Source organism: Sphingobacterium sp. HMA12 (assembly GCF_002933815.1).
GTDB lineage: Bacteria > Bacteroidota > Bacteroidia > Sphingobacteriales > Sphingobacteriaceae > Sphingobacterium.
This window is the reverse complement of sequence record NZ_BEYR01000001.1, coordinates 2,222,738-2,244,397: the sequence shown is the minus strand read 5'-3', so window position 1 is coordinate 2,244,397 and position 21,660 is coordinate 2,222,738. Positions and strand designations below refer to the sequence as shown.

The 21,660-nt window shown below is 40.3% G+C and carries 18 protein-coding genes; 11 read left to right on the top strand and 7 right to left on the bottom strand.

The window, feature by feature from the left end; translation table 11 throughout:
• Position 1: 1 nt before the first annotated feature.
• Both clpP and HMAT_RS09590 read right to left on the bottom strand, forming a co-directional pair.
• Entirely contained in the window at positions 2 to 703 is a 702-nt protein-coding gene (clpP, locus tag HMAT_RS09595) for an ATP-dependent Clp endopeptidase proteolytic subunit ClpP (protein WP_104382492.1), read from the bottom strand.
• Positions 704 to 873: 170 nt separating this feature from the next.
• Positions 874 to 1,335, bottom strand: coding sequence for a type I restriction enzyme HsdR N-terminal domain-containing protein (locus HMAT_RS09590; RefSeq protein WP_104382491.1), 462 nt, complete (start codon positions 1,333 to 1,335; stop codon positions 874 to 876).
• A 188-nt stretch (positions 1,336 to 1,523) separates the two neighbouring features.
• Between HMAT_RS09590 and holA the strand changes: the two genes are divergently transcribed.
• Positions 1,524 to 2,531 carry a DNA polymerase III subunit delta gene (gene holA, locus HMAT_RS09585; protein WP_104382490.1) on the top strand — a complete coding sequence of 336 codons (1,008 nt, stop codon included), beginning with the start codon at positions 1,524 to 1,526 and terminating at the stop codon, positions 2,529 to 2,531.
• Positions 2,532 to 2,551: 20 nt separating this feature from the next.
• Here holA and HMAT_RS09580 read toward each other — a convergent pair whose 3' ends face one another.
• Positions 2,552 to 3,610 carry a M48 family metallopeptidase gene (locus HMAT_RS09580; protein ID WP_158655728.1) on the bottom strand — a complete coding sequence of 353 codons (1,059 nt, stop codon included), beginning with the start codon at positions 3,608 to 3,610 and terminating at the stop codon, positions 2,552 to 2,554.
• Between the two features lie 483 nt (positions 3,611 to 4,093).
• Here HMAT_RS09580 and HMAT_RS09575 point away from each other — a divergent pair, with 483 nt between their 5' ends.
• The 6 genes from HMAT_RS09575 (at position 4,094) to HMAT_RS09550 (ending at position 10,874) form a co-directional block, all read left to right on the top strand.
• The gene (locus tag HMAT_RS09575; RefSeq protein ID WP_233789162.1) at positions 4,094 to 4,486 is read left to right on the top strand and encodes a DoxX family protein; all 393 of its coding nucleotides are present in this window, start codon (positions 4,094 to 4,096) and stop codon (positions 4,484 to 4,486) included.
• 322 nt (positions 4,487 to 4,808) lie between these two features.
• Positions 4,809 to 5,426: a TetR/AcrR family transcriptional regulator gene (locus HMAT_RS09570; protein ID WP_104382488.1), complete on the top strand. Its 618-nt coding sequence runs from the start codon at positions 4,809 to 4,811 to the stop codon at positions 5,424 to 5,426.
• Entirely contained in the window at positions 5,416 to 6,726 is a 1,311-nt protein-coding gene (locus HMAT_RS09565) for a TolC family protein (RefSeq protein WP_104382487.1), read from the top strand. The genes HMAT_RS09570 and HMAT_RS09565 overlap by 11 nt, the downstream gene beginning before the upstream one ends.
• 14 nt (positions 6,727 to 6,740) lie before the next feature.
• Positions 6,741 to 7,844 carry an HlyD family secretion protein gene (locus tag HMAT_RS09560; protein WP_104382486.1) on the top strand — a complete coding sequence of 368 codons (1,104 nt, stop codon included), beginning with the start codon at positions 6,741 to 6,743 and terminating at the stop codon, positions 7,842 to 7,844.
• Between the two features lie 2 nt (positions 7,845 to 7,846).
• Positions 7,847 to 9,430, top strand: a complete 1,584-nt coding sequence (locus HMAT_RS09555; protein WP_104382485.1) for an MDR family MFS transporter — start codon at positions 7,847 to 7,849, stop codon at positions 9,428 to 9,430.
• Between the two features lie 214 nt (positions 9,431 to 9,644).
• The gene (locus tag HMAT_RS09550) at positions 9,645 to 10,874 is read left to right on the top strand and encodes a sterol desaturase family protein (protein WP_104382484.1); all 1,230 of its coding nucleotides are present in this window, start codon (positions 9,645 to 9,647) and stop codon (positions 10,872 to 10,874) included.
• Between the two features lie 13 nt (positions 10,875 to 10,887).
• Here the strand turns inward: HMAT_RS09550 and HMAT_RS09545 are convergent, their stop codons facing one another.
• The 3 genes from HMAT_RS09545 to HMAT_RS09535 are packed head-to-tail and all read right to left on the bottom strand — an operon-like array spanning position 10,888 to position 14,232.
• The gene (locus tag HMAT_RS09545; RefSeq protein WP_104382483.1) at positions 10,888 to 12,081 is read right to left on the bottom strand and encodes a glycosyltransferase family 4 protein; all 1,194 of its coding nucleotides are present in this window, start codon (positions 12,079 to 12,081) and stop codon (positions 10,888 to 10,890) included.
• Positions 12,068 to 13,069, bottom strand: a complete 1,002-nt coding sequence (locus HMAT_RS09540; RefSeq protein WP_104382482.1) for a lysylphosphatidylglycerol synthase transmembrane domain-containing protein — start codon at positions 13,067 to 13,069, stop codon at positions 12,068 to 12,070. The genes HMAT_RS09545 and HMAT_RS09540 overlap by 14 nt, the downstream gene beginning before the upstream one ends.
• Positions 13,057 to 14,232, bottom strand: a complete 1,176-nt coding sequence (locus HMAT_RS09535) for a glycosyltransferase family 1 protein (RefSeq protein ID WP_104382481.1) — start codon at positions 14,230 to 14,232, stop codon at positions 13,057 to 13,059. The genes HMAT_RS09540 and HMAT_RS09535 overlap by 13 nt, the downstream gene beginning before the upstream one ends.
• Before the next feature lie 202 nt (positions 14,233 to 14,434).
• Between HMAT_RS09535 and HMAT_RS09530 the strand changes: the two genes are divergently transcribed.
• Positions 14,435 to 15,418 (top strand): endonuclease/exonuclease/phosphatase family protein, encoded by a 984-nt coding sequence (locus tag HMAT_RS09530; RefSeq protein WP_104382480.1) that lies wholly within the window; start codon positions 14,435 to 14,437, stop codon positions 15,416 to 15,418.
• Between the two features lie 161 nt (positions 15,419 to 15,579).
• Here HMAT_RS09530 and HMAT_RS09525 read toward each other — a convergent pair whose 3' ends face one another.
• Positions 15,580 to 17,205: an ABC-F family ATP-binding cassette domain-containing protein gene (locus HMAT_RS09525; protein ID WP_104382479.1), complete on the bottom strand. Its 1,626-nt coding sequence runs from the start codon at positions 17,203 to 17,205 to the stop codon at positions 15,580 to 15,582.
• 268 nt (positions 17,206 to 17,473) lie between these two features.
• On the opposite strand from HMAT_RS09525, the gene HMAT_RS09520 reads away from it, so the two are divergent.
• The 3 genes from HMAT_RS09520 to HMAT_RS09505 all read left to right on the top strand — a co-directional run bounded on the left by HMAT_RS09520 (position 17,474) and on the right by HMAT_RS09505 (position 21,624).
• Positions 17,474 to 18,454, top strand: coding sequence for a hypothetical protein (locus HMAT_RS09520; RefSeq protein WP_158655689.1), 981 nt, complete (start codon positions 17,474 to 17,476; stop codon positions 18,452 to 18,454).
• Positions 18,455 to 19,074: 620 nt separating this feature from the next.
• Positions 19,075 to 20,268, top strand: coding sequence for a Na+/H+ antiporter NhaA (gene nhaA / locus HMAT_RS09510; RefSeq protein WP_104382476.1), 1,194 nt, complete (start codon positions 19,075 to 19,077; stop codon positions 20,266 to 20,268).
• 126 nt (positions 20,269 to 20,394) lie between these two features.
• A complete protein-coding gene (locus HMAT_RS09505; RefSeq protein WP_104382475.1) occupies positions 20,395 to 21,624 on the top strand; it encodes a DEAD/DEAH box helicase in 1,230 nt (409 codons plus the stop codon).
• Positions 21,625 to 21,660 lie beyond the last annotated feature (36 nt).

Sequence of the window (21,660 nt, the reverse complement as noted above, 5' to 3'; positions counted from 1 at the left end):
GTTATTTTATAATCTCCTTCTTAGGAAGTAAAATCTCATCAATCATACCAAATTCTTTGGCCTCATTGGCTCTCATCCAGTAGTCACGATCAGAAGATTTTTCCACCCACTCATAGGTTTGTCCGGAGTGTTCTGAAATAATGGTATATAATTCTTCTTTTAATTTTAACATCTCACGTAAATTGATCTCCATATCAGCAGCAACTCCTTGCGCACCGCCAGAGGGTTGGTGAATCATTACGCGTGAGTGACGCAAAGCAGCGCGTTTTCCTTTTGCTCCCGCTACAAGTAGGACAGCGCCCATAGATGCTGCAATTCCAGTACAGATTGTTGCTACATCTGGTGTGATGTATTGCATGGTATCGTAGATACCCAAACCTGCGTAGACACTTCCACCCGGTGAATTGATGTAGATCTGGATGTCACGCTGCGCGTCAGTGGACTGTAAAAACAACAATTGTGCCTGAATAATATTTGCTACCTGGTCATCTATACCGCTTCCTAAAAATATAATACGATCCATCATCAGACGTGAAAACACATCCATCTGCGCAACATTCAGTTGACGTTCCTCAACGATGTATGGCGTAAGATTTGTCGGAATGCTAGTCTCTGTACGGGCAATAAAACTGTCAACATGTTGACTTCCAATGCGGTGATGCTTTACTGCATATTTTCTGAATTCGTTTTTATCTATATTCATCTTTTTATTTTTTTCTATTCTGTAGGACTAATATAAAACTATATTTTAAAAATCAAATAAAGTGAAAAGATGTTTTACATCTACTTTACATTTTTTCGATACCGTCTCTTTCAGCAAAGAAAGGTGTTTTATAATAGGGCTTATGCTTTATCCGTTTCACTTAGAAGTGCTTAGCCGATTTCAGTATAATCTGGAAGCTCTTCTATAAATTGATACGATTCGTTGTCAAAGTCAACTTTGCAATAATAATGATTGATGCCATTGCTCACCAGTAAGTATGGAATACGATGCACCGAATTATAATTGGCGATCTGTTCGAATACTTTTTGTGTGATCTTGATATGCGGCGCTTTGAATTCTGCCAAAACTACCTTATGGCCTTTGCTGTTATAAATCAATAAATCACTCCGTCGTTGAAGACTGTTTAGTTTTAACCCGCCCTCAATATTCATCAGTGACTTTGGATAATTTTTGATCAATGCCAAATAATTTATCCAATGTTGCCTGACCCATTCCTCCGGCGTCAATACCAGTTCTTTTTTTCGCAACTCGTCAAAAATATAAACCGCATTATTCTTTTTGGATATTTTAGCTTTGAATGGTGGCAAATTGAGCGGTGTCGGTGAAAACATACACAAATATACTAAAATTTTAGCAAAAAAGGGAATTCAAAAGATTCTCACAAGTGGTTTTTTCGTCTTTACAATTGCTTCTTTTAATCAATTGGTTAGACTTTTTTGTCGAAATAGATCGAACGTCCGGATGAATTCTGATTGGTTTACTGCTATAGATTTGACCGTAAAATCGTAATTTCGCTTATATGAACATAAATCCGATCTTATCCGATATCAAGAACAGATCTTTTAAGCCGGTCTACCTGCTACAAGGGGAGGAAAGTTATTTTATTGATACCATCGCAGATGCACTGGAATCGACAGTGCTGAATGATGCACAAAAAGGCTTTGATCAATCTGTTTTTTACGGCAAGGATATCGATATTTCCACAGTGGTCAATGCCGCCAAACGATATCCGATGATGAGCGAATATCAGGTGATCATTGTGAAGGAAGCCCAGGAACTTAAATGGAAATCGGATACAGAGGAGCTGTTGACGAAATATCTGGAACATCTGACGCCAACAACCATCCTGGTATTTTGCTATAAGCATGGCAAATTCGACAAGCGGAAGAAAATATATAAGGTGTTTGAAAAGGCTGGATTGGTCATCGATGCGGCTAAATTATACGATGATAAAGTTGCGCCCTGGATCGGCGGATATCTTAAAGATGCCGGCTGGCGAATACATCCGCAGGCAGCGGCTTTAATCGCGGATTATCTCGGCAATGATCTGGCCAAGGTATCCAACGAATTGGATAAACTGATGCTGAATGTTCCGAAAAGTCAAGAGATCAGCGTAGATGATGTGGAACGTAACATCGGTATTTCAAAAGACTTCAATGTATTTGAACTCAACACCGCGCTAGCAAAGCGCAACGCCTTGAAAGCTTATCAGATTGTGGATTATTTTGTGGCAAACCCAAAGAATAACCCGCTCGTGATGGTGGTCGGGCAGGTGGCCACTTATTTCACCAAAATACTAAAATATCATTATCTCATTGATAAATCCATTGCCGCGAAAGAATTGGGGGTACATCCGTTTTTCTTGAAAGAGTATGAGCTGGCTGCCCGAAATTACAACCGCCGGAAAACTTTTGATGTACTGAATGTCCTCAAAGAGACTGACCTGAAATCAAAGGGAGTCAATGTGCCCAGCAATTTCAATAGTGAGGAGATCCTCAAAGAAATGGTCTATAGGATCTTAAATTAGGTAATGCGGGGCGTCAAAGACTATTGTGTGCTTAAAAATTTGAAGACTCGGCGTGGAATTTTTGCCTGCAACCCACGTTTATCCATTAGTGCAACGTAGGTTTGGTAATCTTTTTCGGCCTTGTTGTAGGAAGATTGCCCTCTTTTGAAAAATACATCCCCACGGTTTAAATAGGCAACCTCACGCTCAGGAAAACGCTCAATTACTTTATCTAAAAAAACTTGTGCTGCATCCAGTTGATTTGCCTGCTCCAGAAAATAAGCGATATCATTGGCTGCCCGTACATTTTTAGCTTGAATAGGATTCGCATTGTCAGGCTGCTCCTCGTCCAGGCTGTTTTCCATAAAATACTGTGCTGTATGCTCGTTAAAAACTCTAGGTAGCAAAAAAAGGCTATTTTTAGGTATTTCTTTTAACGAGCGAAGGAGAGCCGCGTAATCTCCGGGCTTGTAGCTGATACCAATCCCTTGACTGCTGATCACCGTAGAATCATAGGATAGGGACTCGGCATTATAGTCGTCTAAAAACACCTTGACGTTTTTGGAATAGGACATATATTCGCTGCTGCTTGTACCTTCATCATCCGATCCGGAATTATCTCGTTCAGCCAATTGCCAGCGCTTTATCGCCGGTCGATAAACAAAATAATAACCCTCATTTTGACCAAAAGCGTTCGGCCCCCACGAAATCGAGATGCTGACGGTATCGCGGCTGGCAGTTACGTTATAATAACTCATATTATTGCATGATGCACAAAAAAAAGCGTTATCATTCCTGAAGGATAACTGATAATCATTTCCTTTTCTAGCATAAAATGCCAATCCGACTTTGGTGTAACCTGGACCATCAAAGCTCTTATAAAATTCATGCTTAAAATTAAGCGTATCTGCTTTTTCGTAAGCAACAAAAACTCCTGCAGGTGTTTTGCTCGTGTTTAACTGCCTTAACTGTACCGTGTCTGTATTAAAGTACTTAGCGAAATTGTCGGCTGACACAGTGCCTATTAGCCGTATATGCCGAGGCTGGGCTACTGAAAGCAGTGATAGACCCATGAATAGGATAAAAAGATGAATTTTCAATCGAATGCTGTTTTATGTTGAATACTGGCATTGCTATTGGCATTTCAATCCGCTGCATGCTTAGAAAACGCTTGGGAATAGAAATTACTCGAATTTACATTAATCTGAAAAAAAAACAAAAAAATGTTTTGTAGTCAAATAACTACATGTATATTTGTAGTCAAATAACTACATATAGTATGGTCTTGTTATTTATAGATTTCCGATCTGGGTTATAATTTCATAATGTATTGCATAACAGGTAGCTCGTGAACAGTAGTCACAAAAACGGGAGTTACTGAAAATCCAGAAGAGGAGGCAAAAAATATATAGTCAATGAATAAGGGAATTAAAACAGTGCGCTATCCAGTGCAAGATATGGCACAATCGAAAGTGTTATTCGCAAAATTATGGGACGTAGAACCCTAGGTGGATAGTCCATATTATATTGGGTTCAAAGTCGATTATCAGGATATTGGTTTGGCGGATTTAAAAAATAAAAATATGATGAAAAAGAGAGATAAAATAATCTATTGGGTCGCAACGGTATGGTTGTGTTTGGGATTGATGTCTACTGCGATCATACAGGTCTTTAGGATCAAAACTGATGGGGCTGGTGGCGTCCAAAATGTAGATCATTTGGGCTATCCCCACTATATACTATTGTTACTTGGCCTCTGGAAGATTTTGGCTGTCATCGCCCTGCTACTACCGAAGAGAGCCTTGTTGAAAGAATGGGCTTATGCTGGTATTTTCTTTACAGCAACTGGAGCATTGTATTCCCATCTTATGGTAGGGGATGCCTTTGGTTTGATGGCTCCAGCTTTGCTTTATCTGATTCTAATTGCAGTATCCTGGTATTTTAGGCCTGCCCAAAAAAAACTTAGCTACCTTTAGCTAGATCTGTCATCCGTTTTGTTTGATGGATGCGTTGGGTGGCCAGGCCATTAGATTTTTTTGTGCTAAAACAGGCAAAACCATTTAAAGATCCTTTAAATGGTTTTTTTTTTGATGAATGGATATCTTTCTGTAAATCATTTTATTGTGATTATTTAGCTGTTTTTGTGTAGCGTTTCATGCTGTATTTTTTGACATAAATTTAATAATTAAACACTTGTTTAAATTAAACGTTTGTTTAACTTTGTCCCGCATTTAACAAAAGAAGATTTTATCTGTTGGATAATAGGTGGAATTAGCTATTAAAAGTGAAGGATTTTACATGGAATTTAACGATAAACAAATAGATATCCTCTTTGCAGCTGAGCGACTTTTTGCAACGAAAGGGTTTGATGGAACTTCCGTGCGTGATATCGCACATGAAGCAAATGTCAATGTGGCCATGATCAACTATTATTTTGGGTCAAAAGATAAGCTGCTGGATACTTTTTTTGAATGGCGCGTTCCAGATTTTATGATCAATGTGGATGAACTCTCGTTAGTCGGCAATGCGCTTGACAAAATTGATGTGATGGTCGACAGGTATGTGAAATCAATGAGCTCCCATCGAAAACTCTACCGTGTTATTGCCATTGAAAGTACGTTAAAACAGCGGATGCTGATTTCGGATGCTTTCAAAAAATTAAAAATTCACAATTTGGAGGTCATCGCGTCCATTATTAATGGCGGTATAGCAGATGGGGTATTTAAAGCGGGTAATGATCCCATTTTGATTCATTCCATGATGATGGGGACGTTTATGAACTTTCAGATGAATCAGGTCTTTTTACAGGATCAATTGGGAATAGCCGATGACGATGGCTATGGCCAGTATATAGAAACAACGTTAACAGAATTTATACAGAAAACAATTAAAGCTTTATTGACATATGAAAAATAAGTTGGCCAATTTAAGTGCTTTATTGCTTTTGAGTCCTTTGGGTTTGCTGGCGCAAGACAACAAACACCTGACTTTGGAAGAAATAATTCACATGGCTGCAAACCAAAGTGTGGAAGCGAAAACTGCCGATACCAAAATATTGGGAAGACAGCTCGAGGTCGAAAGTGCCAAATCGAAACAGCTTCCTGATGCAAAATTGAGTGGGCAATATATGGCGATGACCACGCCGAATGTTAATCTAAAGTTGGCACTGGGTGAAGGGGGCTCTGCACCAGATATCGCTGCAAATCAATTGTGGCTGGGACAAGCTTCTGTGAGTATGCCAATCTACACAGGTGGTCGGATCAAAGGGGGAATTGATATTGCAAAAGATGTGCTAAAAGCCGAGGAATGGAACGCCGTTGCTAGTAAAGAACAATTGGCTATCCGCGCAGTAAATCTCTATCTAAGCTTATATAAGGCGCAGCAAACCAATTTGTTGATCGCTGAAAATATCAAGCAGTCTGAGCAGCGGGTTTCAGATTTCAAAGCGATGTTGGACAATGGTTTGATCGCGCGGAATGACCTGTTAAAAGCGGAATTGCAGCTATCGAACTATCAGGTCTCACTTCAGGAAGCGCAGAAAAATATTAAGGTACTCAATTATCAGTTGGCTAATTTCCTGAAAATTGATGAAGATACACAATTGGATCAGATCAATCTAAGCGAAGTGAACGGGGTAGATTTAGACTTGAAGGCGTCTTACGAAACTGCCAAGACCGTACGCTCGGATGTGAAGTCCATGGAGTCTCAGCGTTTGGTTGCGGAGGATCAGTTAAAAGTGACAAAAGCGGCTACTTTGCCAACTGTTTCGGCAACCGCTGGTTACAATGCTTTTGGTTTACAGAAAGTTGTTACGGTGACGAATGCTGCCATGGTAGGTGTTGGCATATCTTATGATATAGGTTCGTTATATAAGAATAAGAGAGAGGTGAATGTCGTTAAGAACCGGATCAAACAAATGGATGAGAACCTGGAATTGCTCAATGACAGGGTAAAAGTACAGGTACAACAAGCAAATGAAAGCTATATGCTGGCACAAAAACAGGATGTGGTGTATCATCAGGCATTGGATCAGGCCGTTGAAAATTACCGTATCACAAAAGATAAATATGATAACGGCATTGCGGATACAGATGATTTATTGACGGCGGATGTTCAACAGCTTCAGAGCAAAATAAATCTGGCAATAAGCAAAGCAAATACAATTGAAAAATACTATGACCTGCTGTTGGCAAATGGGTCATTAAACATTAAATAGCAATTAATCTAGACATGGAAAATACAGTAGAAAACGCACCTGAAAAAAAAGGTACAAATAAAAAATTCACAATTATTCTGGCCGCTTTGGTCATCTTCGGTGGGGCTTACGGAGGTTATAAATATCTGCACGGGCAGGCGCATGAAACCACTGACGATGCGCAGGTGGAGAAGAATATGAGTCCGATTATCCCGCGTGTCGGAGGATTTATTTCCAAGGTTTACGTCAAGGATAACGATTTGGTAAAGAAAGGGGATACCTTGTTTACCATTGAGAGTCAGGATTATCAGGTTCGTGTGGACGAGGCAGAAGCTGCTTTGGCTGCTGCGGAAAGTAGTTTTGATGTGTCAAAGGCGGATGTATCGGCATCATCTGCTAACGTAGCAATCTCTGACGCAACCATACAGTCAAACTTGGGGAGCATTGATGCAGCGCGTATCCGTGCAAAACAAGCAAACAACGACTATATCCGTTACCAAAATCTATATAACAATCAGTCCATCACAAAACAGCAATATGAGCAGGCTTTAACAGCTAAATTAGAAGCGGATAAACAGGTGGAAATCTTACAACAACAACGTAATGCAAGTGCTTCACAACGTAATGCTATCGTAAGTAAGACTACAGTAGCTTCTAAGCAGACGTCTGTTGCTGAGGCGAATATAAAAAGGGCGAAGGCACAATTAGAGGCCGCAAAATTAAATCTTTCTTATACCGCTGTGTTGGCCTCTGTTGATGGTCAGGTGTCGAATATCAAAGTGCAACCTGGTCAAATGATCAATCCGGGACAGTCTTTATTTTATATTGTTGATAATATTGAAACTTGGGTGGTTGCGAATTTCAAAGAGACACAATTGCAAAAAATGAAACCAGGTCAAAAGGTAGGTGTTAAGGTAGATGCTTATCCAAATATCGAATTTGAGGGTGAGGTTAATTCCTTTTCTCCGGCGACTGGGTCACGTTTCTCTTTATTGCCTCCGGACAATGCAACTGGTAACTTTGTAAAAACAGTACAACGCCTACCGGTAAAAATCAAATTGACAAAAGATAATAAAGCTGAAAATGTTGCTTTGCTCAGACCGGGCATGAATGCTGACGTAGATGTGCATGTTCAATAACTATGGAAAATTTAAATCAACAAGATAGTCTGGTTGAATATGGTTTTCGACGCGTAGTCATTACGATTACAGCCGTGCTCTGTGCCTTGCTGGAAATCGTGGATACGACGATTGTGAATGTGGCCTTAAACGATATGAAAGGATCGTTAGGGGCAACATTGACAGACGTGGCCTGGGTTATTACGGCTTATGCCATTGCTAACGTAATTGTGATTCCGATGACGAGTTGGTTGTCCCAACAGTTTGGAAGACGTAATTACTTTGCGGCGTCAATTGTCATATTTACAATATCTTCATTTTTGTGTGGCAACGCGACCAATATCTGGGAGCTTGTCGCATTTCGCTTTCTGCAAGGGATGGGTGGGGGAGCCTTACTAGTGACCGCACAGACCATTATCACAGAAAGTTACCCCAAAGAGAAACGTAGTATGGCACAGGCTATTTACGGTATGGGGGTTATTATTGGACCTACATTGGGCCCGCCCTTGGGTGGTTATATCATAGACAACTTCTCTTGGCCTTATATTTTTTACATAAATGTACCATTGGGAATTATAGCTACTTTGCTGACCTTGTCCTTTGTTCGTAGTCCGAAATATAGCCAAAAGCAATCGGCAAAGGAGGTGGATTGGTTCGGCGTGATCTTTTTAATCATGTTTATTGGTTCACTTCAGTTTGTGCTGGAACATGGCCAACAGGATGATTGGTTTGATGATCCATTAATCTTAGGTCTGTCCATATTATCTGTATTCGGGCTATTGTTCTTCATCTGGCGGGAGCTGGTTTATGACAAACCTATTGTTAACCTGAGGGTATTGCGTGATAAGAATTTACAGGTAGGGGTGGTGATGAGTTTTATACTCGGTTTTGGCTTATTTGGATCGACCTTTATTATCCCGATCTATACGCAATCGATATTGGGTTGGACGGCAACGGATGCTGGTCTATTGTTATTGCCAAGTTCGATTATGACCGGGATCATGATGCCATTTATTGGTAAAATGATCCAGAATGGTGTTCCGCAGAAGTATATGGTTGCGGTTGGATTGAGTATCTTCTTTGGTTTTTGTTTTTGGATGTATAGTCTAATGACCAACGATACGGGATCTGAACATATGTTTTGGCCGCTTATCCTTCGTGGGGTAGGTTTGGGTTTACTCTTTGTTCCTGTAATGACTTTATCCCTTTCGACCCTTCATGGTAAATCTATCGGTGAGGGAGCGGCATTTACGGGTATGATGCGTCAGTTGGGTGGTTCATTTGGTATTGCACTGATCACAACTTTTATCGCGCGTGACTCTCAAAAGCACCGTGTTGACTTAGTTGCCAACTTGGATCCGAGTAAATTTGAGGTACAACAGCGTGTGCAGCAGCTGCAGATGAGTTTTCAGGCGAAAGGCTTTGCTCCAAATGAGGCATTGGCCAAAGCGCACCAAATATTGGACATGAGTGTCATGAAGCAGGCAACCGTACTGTCTTACATGGATGTATTTCTCTATTTGGGAGTTGTATTTTTGATCTGTGTACCTTTTGTACTGATGATCAAACAAGGCAAGACGCAGATTGATATGTCAAGCGTGCACTAATCGCTGTGTGGATTAGAAGCCATCAGCGCAGAATTTTATATCGTTTTATTGGCCCTCAAAAGGAATTTTACTTTTTGGGGGCTTTTTTATTTCCAGAAGGGCATAAAATGAAAACCTGATCGGGACTTGATTGTTAAATAATAAAATATTTTTTGAGATTTACGGCTATAAGCTAGTCGTTACAAAGAAGTTATTAGTTCAAAATAAGTGTCGCATGCATACAGGAAGACTTAATTTTTTAGCTTTTATTATCCCTTTGTTTTTGGTGTTGATGCTGTTGGAATATTGGTATAGTCTGAAGAAACAAAAGCGATACTATACATTTGATGAATCAATCTCTAATCTAAACGTTGGTATTGTTGAACGTATGTGCGATATGTTTTCTGTTAGCCTGTTCTATTTTTTTTTCGTGTGGGTCTATCAGAATTTTGCAATTTTCCATATCGAAGCGAACCTTTGGACCTGGATCATACTTTTTCTATTTACGGATTTTTTGTGGTATTGGTATCATCGATATAGTCATGAGATCAACCTACTATGGGCGGCGCATGTGGTTCACCATCAAAGTGAAGACTATAATTTTACTGTCGCTGCCAGGATTACCATATTTCAGGCGGTATTTCGCTCCTTATTCTGGGCTTTTATCCCGCTTTTGGGTTTTCCGCCTTTTATGATGACCGCAATCTTATTGGTGAATGGGGTATATCCATTTTTCTCCCATACCCAAACCGTGGGTAATCTGGGTATTTTTGAAAAAATACTTGTCACACCATCACATCACCGTGTACATCATAGCAGTAACGAGCTTTATCTGGACAAGAACTATGGTGATATTTTGATCATCTGGGATAAAATGTTCGGAACTTTTATTGCAGAACAAAGCGCGGAGCCTTGCATCTATGGATTGACCAAACCAATCCGTCGGTATACTTTTCTTTGGCAACATTTTCACTATCTTTTTGAAATAGGGCTGTCTTTTAAGCGCGCGGTGGGATTTAAAAACAAAATGCGCAGCATATTTGGCCGTCCCGATGATATACAACCTGAAATTCGGGCGGAATTGGAGCAGAAGATTTTTGCGGGAACTAAATCTCGGGTTCATGGAAAACACCTGAGCCGATATATTTTTTTCCAATCGATGTCAACGATGGGACTTCTGTTTTTCTTTTTGCTTTACGGTAACTACCAAAATAGTGTACAATTGTCATTAGGGGGGCTCTTCATCCTGTGTAGTGTCATCTGTGTCGGGGGATTGCTGGAGCATGAAAAATGGGTTTTTCCACTCGAAATGCTGCGGCTATTTCTGGTATTGCTGTTTATAACAATTACTTTTTTTTCGTTTCCGGCACTGCTTGTTCTCTTTACAATTACGATGATGCAGCTCATCTTCTATAGACCGGCAAAATATCATTACGAACGAATTCTTCATTTGTCGAAGGACTAAACCTATTGTTTTGTTAAGGGTTTTGGCACAGTTCGACGAAGGTCTGACAGTAATTTCTGGCCATAATGTCCCAGCTGAACGCTCTGCTCGTATTTCGTTTGAATTTCTGCCCCAGTTTTTCGTAATAATCCGGATGGTCCAAAATGGACTGTAGCTGTATTATCCATGCTTGAGTGTCTCGGCTAGCAAGCAGAAGGCCATTGTGATTATGTGTAATGGCGCTGGTGATCCCTTCCAGTTTGGCCGCGACAACAACGGTGCCCGCGGCAGATGCTTCCAGACAGACCAATCCGAAGCCTTCCATATCTCCGGGTACTTGGATATTGGGCATCAGAAAAGCTTGAGCTCCTGCGAGAAGCTGTTTTAATTGAGCAAAGGAAACCTTTCCCAGATGCTGGATTTGTTCGGGATATGCCTTCAATAATTTGCGCATATCCTGCTGATCTGTTGGATACCCAAGAAATAGGGTAAACAGATGATAAAGATTGTCAGGCAATAAGTTGAGTAACCGTTCTTTTGGCGTGGGGGTATGATCAAACGGCCCTACCATAACAAGCTTGAAATTGCCCTGAATTGCGGGAATGACATGTTCCATAAGCCACGAAAACCCTTTGCGCCTTACGGGTCTTCCTAAGGTGATAAAATAAGGTAGAGGACTAGTATTTCCTTTTGAGTTATGATGCTCAGTTGCGGTAAAATCTGGGTTATTATCGGGTATTAGATCAGTGCTGGGAGGCGCTGGATCTACACCATTTGGGATAACTGAGATTCTGAAGGCATCAATTCCACGTGATTGAGCGGCTTGGGCAGTTGCCTGGCTCACTGTTATAATCCGGTCAAAAACATTGAAGCGGGGGATTACCCGGCGTTGAAAATAAGGAAATGGAAAAACCACATCAAGGCCATGAAGGGTGACGACTCTTTTCAGATGGCTATATCCCTTGTGAAAAGAGGCCAAAGCAGCAATTAAACCGTCATTAAAATGGATGAGCTTAATGCGGGGATTATCGTTGACTTTTGATAGGATACGTCGGTTTAAATGAAAGAAAAAACTCAGAATGGATTCTTTATTATCATAAACGATGGTATGTACTTTTAGATAGAGTGCCACATTATTAATGAGCTCAAAGCTCTGTTTTTCCATTCCGCCGACCGCGGGCGGATATTTATGGCTAACAAATAAGATTTCTATTTCAGATGATAACATGTAGATTTTTTCTTTTGATACAGAGATAAAATATTGCACCAACTGCAGTCCAGAATAGCTGACGGCTACGGCGCAGGAGGGAAACACTTAACCATATGCTCCCACCTGAAATTCCGATCATGCTAAGTAGTAATTTGTTTGAGATTTCTTCAACGCCAAGTTGCCCCGGAATAAATGCACCGGCACTTTTGAAAATAATTACACTCATATCCAGGATCAGCCCATGGATTACTTTGACATCAATAGTCAGAAATTTTAAGATCAGGTAGAATTCCAGGCTTCCAATTAACCAATGTAATGCAAATAGCAAATAGGAATACCAAAATACTTTATTTTGCTGCTGGTAAAAGTTTTTTGTGTTCCAAAGCAATTTCTGGATCTCATTTTTCGCTTTTAATAGCAATGATGTATTGACGTGTATTTGTGCTGGCGGCGCTTTGGTGGATACGAGCCAATAGAATATAAAAATAATAAACAGGAACAGGATCATACAGAGGGCATAGACTGCAGGTCCCGTAGATCGGATAACTTCTTTTTTTAGCGGAGAAAGCATCAGCCAGATCATTGCAAGCAAGAAAAGGCTTAACTGCGAGAGTATGGCTGTGATACGTGAGATGGTGACAGCATTAAGTCCTTGCTGCAATGGGATATCATAACGGGTTAGCAATTGGGCTTTAAGCAGATCTCCGCCGATGATGCTCGTGGGATTGAAAAGTCCGACCGTTTCACCGATTTGACGCACTGCGAAAAGCTCGATTAGGTTGATCTGTTTTTTTGAGGCTCTCAGACAAACCCACCAGGCCAAGGTTCCGAAGCAATAGGCCACTAAGGTTGTTAAAAGGATCGTGATAAAGCGATAACCAATAGCTGACAGTTCTCTTTTCAAGGCAGAAAGATCGCTGTGTGCTAGGAAAATTACCATGGATGTCAGGATCAATACTAAAAAGGTGGCTTTGATTATCCGACAGGATGTTATTAATTTGCCCATGCGAGTTCTGCGTCCTGTGTTTTATCAGCCAGTAATTCAATGTCGTCAAAGTATTGTTGGGATAGCCGGGACCAGTCTAATTGGCCAACATAAGAAAGTCCCGCTGTAATCAGGTTCCTTTTTAGCGTTGTGTCAGACAGGATTTTCTTGACATAGTATACATATCCAGCCGCATTTTCGGGCTGGCATTTAAATCCACTTACACCATGCTGAATCAGCGATGCTGAACCGCCGCCATCTGCTATCACGCAAGGCAAGCCCGAAGCCAATGCTTCGACAACAACATTGCCATAAGTTTCTGAAACCGAAGGGAAGACAAACACATCTGCTGATGCGTACAGTACAGCAAGTTCCTGATGTGTCTTTTTTCCCAAAAAAATAGCATCGGGCATTTCCTGCATCGCAGTTGACTTTGCTGTTCCTTCACCGACGACAATAAAATTGTAGTCCAGTTTTTGAGCCTGTATTTGCTGGTAAATGTCAATCAGGGTTTTGATATTTTTTTCCCAAACGATCCGGCTCACAAATAGCACGGTTGGTTTTTCATTTTTGGTCACTTGTTGGATATAACTCGTATTCTTTTTCGTGGGCGTAAATAACTGCGTATCAATACCTCTTTGCCAGAGTTTTAATCCATCTTGTTGAAGGCCAATTTGCTGGAGTTCAGTTAAGATAGATTTTGTGGGTACATAGATGATATCACATTTATTGTAGAAATTATTCATTGCGCGTTTTATCCATTGCTCTGTGGGTTTGACCAGAGGTAACATATTTTTGAAATAATACGCAATGTAGGAGATGAAATGGGTATGGTATATAGTTAATACCGGTATATTTTTACGTTTGGCATAATTCAATGCAAAGAATCCAAGGAGTGAAGGGGTTGCAATATGAATGATGTCCGGTGCAAATTCATCCAATGCCTGTTCGAGCTTTTTTTTGATGAGCTGCGGAATGGCCAGACAATAATCATCATTGACAGGTATTTTAAATGTGGGAACTTTGTAAGAAAGAAAGTCCCGAAATTGTGCTGGGCCGCCACCGTAAATAAAGAAGTAGTTGAAATTTTGTTGGTCAATACGATTTATGAGCTGAAACATTGTGCGAGATGCACCGTCGAAATCTTCAACGAGTATTTCTGTAAAAAAGGCTACCTTTCTCATTTTATTTTAATTAGGGGTTTCATAAAAATATTTGAAAAGCGTAACTCAAAAGCTATTTTAGTATTACTATTTTATCATTAAAGTGTTTACAAATTATTAGTTATTAATGATTTGTAAATAATTTTTATAAATAAAATTAATTTAAGAAGATCGTTAATCTAATCTTGCGGCGGTATTTTTGGAATGAACAAAATACACAGTCATGTTATTAGATTTATTGTTCGAAAGGAAAACTAGACTTAAAGGGCTTCGCAAGCTGCTTATTTTATTTGTTTGTGCTTCCGCTGGTGTCATGTTGGGGTTCAAGTTGAAGCCTAAGCAAGTAAGGCCAATGAGCATGGTCTATGTCGATATGCCAAACGCACGGGAAGGGCAGCTCAGTTTATTGACCTATAACATCGCTGGTCTTCCAGAATTGATTTCAAGTGCCGAGACCGAAAGGGCTTCGAGCATTGCCTCGATCGGCGAACTGATAAATCCTTTTGATATTGTCAATGTGCAGGAGGATTTTAATTACAATAAGTTTTTGTACAGTAAAAACAGGCATAGCTATCGAACTGAAAATATGGGCGGTGTACCTTTCGGTGATGGATTGAGCACACTGTCGAAATATCCTATACAGGATTTTGAACGGGTGGGCTGGAAGGCCTGTAATGGATCGGATTGTTTGACTCCTAAAGGATTTTCGTATGCCCGGATCCAGTTGGCGAAAGATGTTTTTATTGATGTTTACAATGTGCATGCGACAGCCCAAGATGATCCTGATGCAGCGGTGGCGCGCCAGAAGAATTTGAATCAACTGAAAAATTATATTCGAAAGCATTCTGCGGGACAAGCTTTGTTAATCATGGGCGATTTCAATGCTCATTATGCGTATGCTTTGGATAATATTGTTTCTTTTCAGCATGAATTAACCCTGGTGGATGCATGGGTGAATTTGAAAAATAAAGGTCAAATACCCTCGCATGAGCAGGACTTTATAGCTCGGGCTGCACTGGACTTAACGGATGACTGCGAGGGAATTGATAAGATCTATTACCGTAATAATGACCATATTGTTTTTGAAGCAAAGGACTATCAAGTTCAAAAGAAACTTTTTCAAAATAAGGCGGGGCAAGATTTATCTGACCATTGTGCCGTATCGTTACAGGTAGGATGGCGTGTGACTAGCCCCTTCGCTCAGTAGACTTTCTCAATTCTTTCATATCAATCGCGATTAGCACTGAACCCCCTTCAGTGCTTTTTTGTGTTTTGGTATTTTCGACGATTCAAACAGGAGGGGTACCTATAAATAAAAAGCCCCATAAAATAAATTATGGAGCCTTTATTAAATTGGGATAAATTATCTTATTTATACATCTCTTCGCGTTGTGCTTTTACCACATCGCTGTTGATGTATTCATCGTAAGTCATTAACTTGTCGATGATTCCTTTTGGAGTCAATTCAATGATTCTGTTTGCCACAGTTTCAGTCAATTCGTGGTCACGGGAGGTGAACAGCATTGATCCTTTAAAATCTGACATACCATTGTTCAATGCGGTGATTGACTCTAAGTCCAAATGGTTGGTCGGTTCGTCAAAAATTAAGAAGTTGGCTCCCTGTAGCATCATTCTTGAAAACATACAACGCATTTTTTCACCCCCGGAAAGTACGGAGACTTTTTTCATCACCTCTTCACCGGAGAATAACATTTTTCCTAAGAATCCACGTAGGAACTGCTCATCCGCTTCAGGATTGGTGGTATAGTCTCTCAACCAATCGACCAAATTTTCATTTTTGCCTTCAAAAAAGGCTGCATTTTCAATTGGCATATCGGCAGGAGTGATGGTAACCCCCCATTTGAATTCACCACCAAAATCAGTATCTCTACCAGTGATGATATCGTAAAAGGCTGATGTAACCAGAGAGTTAGGACCCAATACAGCAATTTTATCACCTTTATTAATCATAAATGTGATGTCCTTGAAGAAGACTTCTCCATTGACCGTTTTACTTAATCCTTCGACCTGTAAGGTTTGGTCACCCGGTTCACGGTTCATGGTATTGAACATGATTGCCGGATATTTACGGTTGGATGGTTTGATCTCATCAATATTGATCTTATCCAGCGCTTTTTTACGGGAAGTAGCCTGTTTTGATTTGGATGCGTTGGCAGAGAAACGACGGATAAATTCCTGCAGCTCCTTGACCTTATCTTCCATCTTTTTGTTTTGGTCAGATCGTTGTTTTAATGCTAATTGGGAAGATTCGTACCAAAACGAATAGTTACCGGTATAGATGGTCATCTTGCCAAAGTCAATATCTACTGTATGTGTACACACGGCATCCAGAAAGTGGCGGTCGTGGGATACAACAAGGACGATTGCTTCGTAAGATGCTAAAAAGTCTTCCAGCCATGCAATCGTATTGATGTCCAAGTCATTGGTAGGCTCATCGAGAATCAAGATGTCTGGTTTACCAAATAATGCCTGAGCCAATAGGACACGTACTTTTTGATTACCATCAATCTCTGATACTAACTTGTAGTGTAGTTCTTCCTTAATACCTAAGCTGCTCAATAAAGTAGCTGCATTGGATTCCGCATTCCAGCCATCCATTTCTGCGAAAAGACTTTCCAGTTCGCCGGCACGTTCACCATCAGCATCAGAGAAGTCTTCTTTCATGTAGATGGCGTCTTTTTCTTTCATGATTTTGTAAAGATCTTGATTACCCATCATGACAGTCTCTAATACCGTATATTCGTCGAAAGCATAGTGATCCTGACTCAATACAGACATGCGTTCGCCGGGAGTAAATGCCACCGAACCTGTAGAAGGATCAACTTCGCCAGAAATAATTTTTAAGAAAGTAGATTTACCAGCTCCATTGGCACCAATAATACCGTAACAGTTGCCAGGTGTGAATTTTAAATTGACATCTTCGAATAGTACACGTTTACCATAACGAAGGGAGAGATTTGACACATTAATCATGCTGCAAAGATACGTTTTAATCTTGTATTTTTTAACTATTTCCAAACATCAGTTCCTGACAGAATCTCCTTGCTTTTAGCTTTTGTAAAAGCTGGATTTTCATGTGAGTAGCCCAACTGTCGAAACTATGAAGTACCGCAATTGGGCCTAAAGGAGGGGAGAGAACTTGGTTAAAAAGAATCGCACCAGATTAATAAATTATGAATCGGGTGTTATACCCATAAATTGGCTTCTTTTTTGTGGCTCTAGCGCTGAAATGAAATCAATTATGAAAAGAAATAGCATTCCGTATGCTTTAGTAGTCGTTTTTGCCTTTTTGCTAAATTTGCAGGGAGTCCATGCGCAATTTGGTGGACTGCTTGACAAGGCCAGCAAGGCCGTAGCTTCCAAAGGGAGTAAAATGTTGGGATTGGACAAGCTTTTAAAGGAACCTGATGCGATAAGCACAAGTTTTGAAGATGTGAATCGGAAAGGTGAACAGATGCCCGATTTTCAGAATACAGCCGTCTATAAACCCTTGGAAAATTTAACCAAAAATGGTCAGGATGGCTATCTACTCGAAGCAGGTCATTTTGAAATGACCAACAAAAGTTACTGTCTGAAAGCGGGTACCTATGCCCCATCCAAGGGTGATGGTTATATGTACGCTCCAACACTTGGAAAAAAAAGGGAGGTTGTTATCGCTATCTTAAAAAGTGCGGAAAGGCATCCTGAAGTTTCACAATCGTCGATACAGATGTTATTGTGGACTATTATTGCCAAAACCAAATTTATAGACTATGCTGGCGAGGTCAAGGAAACTGCATTGAAGTTATTGAGCCCAGAACAATTGTTGTTATTGGAGGGAGGGGCACTAGGTATATTACCGTTTGATGTTGTGCAAAAAGCGAAGGATCAGATGCCACCTGCTGTGCAGACTATATTTGAAGCAGAGAATAATATCAGACAGCTGGTTTCTTCAGGCAACTATTCTTATGCTGAGTTTGAAAAGTATGCGATTATGGCCGGTATGGCCGAACCTCGTACGGATGTCCCTAATGGTATCTGGACACTTCATCCCGATGGTTATTACGTCCGATATTTTCCTAGCGGTTACTCCATAACCAAAGTGCAGATATATGTACCGGAGGAACTGATCACAAAATTGAAAGGCAAAAAGTTGGTTTATGACGCGACAGATGATATTGCCTGTCCTGCGAATACCGGATCACAACGTTTGGCGCAAACAAATGAGCCGATTAAACAGTAGGTATGAGGTGGGCAAAAGAGAAAATGGTTGTATTTAGGTAGAAACAATAAGGGAGATCAATCGATCTCCCTTATTCATTAAATTTCCTCTTTTGCCTCCTGTATAATATAAAAATGATGACAATAATAGCGACGATCCCTAAAATAATATAATGGGAGCCTGATTGTTGTTGATGTTGGGTTGTATCCTCTGTCGTCTGCGCATATGTAAAATTTGCTACGAAAAGAAGCACCATGAAAATCCACTTCTTGCACATAATAAACGGTTTATTAACTATAGTAGCAAGCTAACTATTTTTTGCAATAAAGACAAATAAATTTTACAAAAATGACAATATCAAAAAGTGGTTTATGGCGGTTGCATTGTAATGTGTTGATTTTTATGGAGATGTCAGCTTTTAAGGTGATGTTTAAAGTTAAATTGTCTATATTATTGGAAGAGATTGTTGTCAAACTACGCTGTTTGGGATTGAATGATAAAAAAAAAGCTGTTTTTTGAATTATAATGGAACAGATTCCTGTAATCTGGATCGGCGACCCAAATAATGGGAGCGGAGATCGTATTAATGGACGTAAAGTTGTATATTGTGAACCTTTTGAGCATTTAAAGATATTAATGTCATGTCAAAACTTATTAATTTAACTGTCTTCAGAGAATTTTTGAAATCTAGCTTTGCTGGTGGGATTATTCTTTTTTCTTGTGTAATCTTGGCGTTGATCGTAGCCAATACGTCATTATATGGATCAGTCATGGACTTTCTGCTTCGAGAAGTAGGATTTGAAACCGAGGATATCCAGCTGAAATATTCCTGGTTGTTGTGGCTCAACGATGGACTAATGGCTATTTTCTTTTTATTGGTGGGATTGGAGATTAAAAGAGAAATTGTGGAGGGGGAACTATCATCTACTAGTAAAGCCGTTCTTCCTATTTTGGCTGCCGTGGGTGGGGCGTTATTGCCTGCAGCGATCTATTTTATCATCAATAAAGATGCTACCGATACGGCGCACGGCTGGGGAATTCCTATGGCAACGGACATTGCGTTTGCGCTTGCCGTAATCACACTTCTGGGAAATAAAGTTCCTGCTAGCCTCAAGATTTTTCTGGCGGCTTTAGCCATTGTGGATGACTTGCTTGCAATCTTAGTTATCGCTTTGTTCTATAGCAGTGGGATTCATGCAACCTATCTATTTATAGCGCTGGGCATATTTGTTTTTTTAATTGTCCTCAATAAACTTGGGGTGAAAGCGCTGTGGGCTTATCTTATTCCGGGACTTTTTATTTGGTATTTTATCCATCATTCTGGCATACATGCAACTATTGCCGGTGTATTGGTAGCAATGACTCTACCCACTACGCCTGATGAAACAGAATCACCGTTAGAAAAGCTGGAGCATTTATTGACTAAACCCGTTAATTTTATTATTATCCCTTTGTTTGCGTTTGCAAATACATTAATTCCAATTCATGCGGAAATGGTTGGGGGATTAACTTCAAAATTGGGACTCGGTATTATTGCAGGATTGATTGCTGGAAAATCAGTTGGGATATTTTTAATTTGTTTTATCGCAAAAAAATTGAAAATAGCACAGCTTCCGGATGGTGCAAGCTGGATGCAGATTTTCGGTGTCGGTTTATTGGGGGGAATTGGTTTTACCATGTCTATCTTCATATCTATCTTATCATTTGATGACGCCTTCTTAATCGAAGAAGCGAAATTTGCGGTGCTTATCGCTTCGCTTTGTGCTGGAATATTAGGATATACGATGTTGAGATTGGCCGATAATTCCAAAAATAATCTGGGCAGTATAAGCTAAAAATAGCTTGGATTAAAAACGCTGTCAGCAGGTTTATCTTCAGTATAGCACTTAAGCGAGTAAATGCTGACCTCATATATAGATTAGTTTTAGTAACTTAGCACATATTTAATAAAATAATAAAATTTGAGATTTACTGAATTTGGTTTTGTTCCGGAATTGGAAGAGGGCTTAGAAAGCATGATGTTTGAAGAGGCTACGCCTATTCAAGAACAGACAATTCCCGTTATTAAGGAAGGAAGCGATATGATTGCCTGTGCACAGACGGGCACGGGTAAAACGGCAGCATATATGTTGCCAATTTTAGATGCCGTCGCTAGAGATGCGAAAGAAAACATACGTGCGATTATACTTGTCCCGACAAGGGAGTTGGCATTGCAAATAGATCAGCAGATCATGGGCATGTCCTATTATACCGGGGCAACGTCCATCTCGATCTATGGAGGGGGTGACGGTATGGGCTACGAACAGCAGAAACGCGCTATCCGGGAGGGGGTTAATATTATTGTCGCTACCCCTGGTCGATTGATCAGTCATCTTACCTCGATGAAAGTCGATTTAACGCATCTGACACATTTTGTACTCGATGAGGCGGACAGTATGCTGGACATGGGGTTTCAGGATGATATATTACGCATTGTTAGTTATTTGCCAAAGAAAAAGCAAATGCTGCTTTTTTCAGCGACGATGCCCCTTAAAATCCGAAATTTTGCGAGAAAGATCCTTTCTAAACCCGTTGAGGTCAATATCGCCATTTCAAAACCTTCGGAAGGTATAGATCAGCGTGTATACCTGGTTTACGATAAACAAAAGATGGATCTATTGAAGATTATCTTACAGGACGTTAATTATGTCTCTGTTATCATTTTTGCCTCGCAGAAAACTACAGTTAAGCTATTGGCGCATGAGCTGCAAAAGCAGGGAATAGACGCAGAGGGTTTTCATTCTGATCTTGAACAGGCGAAGCGTGAGGATATCATGAGCAGATTTAGATCGCGGCAGGTGAGAGTACTTGTCGGGACGGATGTAATTTCACGCGGTATCGATATCGTAGGTATCAGTCTGGTTGTAAACTATGATGTTCCGCCAGATCCTGAGGATTATGTACACCGTATCGGCCGTACAGCGAGAGCCGCAACAACTGGTACTGCCATTACTTTTGTGAATGACAAAGATCAGCAACGTTTTTCTCAGATTGAAAACCTAATCGGTTATCCTGTCGAGCAAATCGCTTTACCGGAAGGCTTTGAGGCTGGTCCTGAATATAATCCGGCAAAGAGAAGCGGCAGTTCGCAAAATCGAAGACGTTCCAACAAGAACAGAAATAAAAATTACCAGAAACAAAAAAGGGCTTAATTCATTAAGTCCTTTTTTGTTTTATGCTATTTGCCT

What these genes read in the sequence shown, in the direction of transcription:
- clpP (WP_104382492.1), bottom strand. Translation starts at nt 703, where the DNA reads ATGAATATAGATAAAAACGAATTCAGAAAATATGCAGTAAAGCATCAC.
- HMAT_RS09590 (WP_104382491.1), bottom strand. Translation starts at nt 1,335, where the DNA reads ATGTTTTCACCGACACCGCTCAATTTGCCACCATTCAAAGCTAAAATA.
- holA (WP_104382490.1), top strand. Translation starts at nt 1,524, where the DNA reads ATGAACATAAATCCGATCTTATCCGATATCAAGAACAGATCTTTTAAG.
- HMAT_RS09575 (WP_233789162.1), top strand. Translation starts at nt 4,094, where the DNA reads ATGATGAAAAAGAGAGATAAAATAATCTATTGGGTCGCAACGGTATGG.
- HMAT_RS09570 (WP_104382488.1), top strand. Translation starts at nt 4,809, where the DNA reads ATGGAATTTAACGATAAACAAATAGATATCCTCTTTGCAGCTGAGCGA.
- HMAT_RS09565 (WP_104382487.1), top strand. Translation starts at nt 5,416, where the DNA reads ATGAAAAATAAGTTGGCCAATTTAAGTGCTTTATTGCTTTTGAGTCCT.
- HMAT_RS09560 (WP_104382486.1), top strand. Translation starts at nt 6,741, where the DNA reads ATGGAAAATACAGTAGAAAACGCACCTGAAAAAAAAGGTACAAATAAA.
- HMAT_RS09555 (WP_104382485.1), top strand. Translation starts at nt 7,847, where the DNA reads ATGGAAAATTTAAATCAACAAGATAGTCTGGTTGAATATGGTTTTCGA.
- HMAT_RS09550 (WP_104382484.1), top strand. Translation starts at nt 9,645, where the DNA reads ATGCATACAGGAAGACTTAATTTTTTAGCTTTTATTATCCCTTTGTTT.
- HMAT_RS09545 (WP_104382483.1), bottom strand. Translation starts at nt 12,081, where the DNA reads ATGTTATCATCTGAAATAGAAATCTTATTTGTTAGCCATAAATATCCG.
- HMAT_RS09540 (WP_104382482.1), bottom strand. Translation starts at nt 13,069, where the DNA reads ATGGGCAAATTAATAACATCCTGTCGGATAATCAAAGCCACCTTTTTA.
- HMAT_RS09535 (WP_104382481.1), bottom strand. Translation starts at nt 14,232, where the DNA reads ATGAGAAAGGTAGCCTTTTTTACAGAAATACTCGTTGAAGATTTCGAC.
- HMAT_RS09530 (WP_104382480.1), top strand. Translation starts at nt 14,435, where the DNA reads ATGTTATTAGATTTATTGTTCGAAAGGAAAACTAGACTTAAAGGGCTT.
- HMAT_RS09525 (WP_104382479.1), bottom strand. Translation starts at nt 17,205, where the DNA reads ATGATTAATGTGTCAAATCTCTCCCTTCGTTATGGTAAACGTGTACTA.
- HMAT_RS09520 (WP_158655689.1), top strand. Translation starts at nt 17,474, where the DNA reads ATGAAAAGAAATAGCATTCCGTATGCTTTAGTAGTCGTTTTTGCCTTT.
- nhaA (WP_104382476.1), top strand. Translation starts at nt 19,075, where the DNA reads ATGTCAAAACTTATTAATTTAACTGTCTTCAGAGAATTTTTGAAATCT.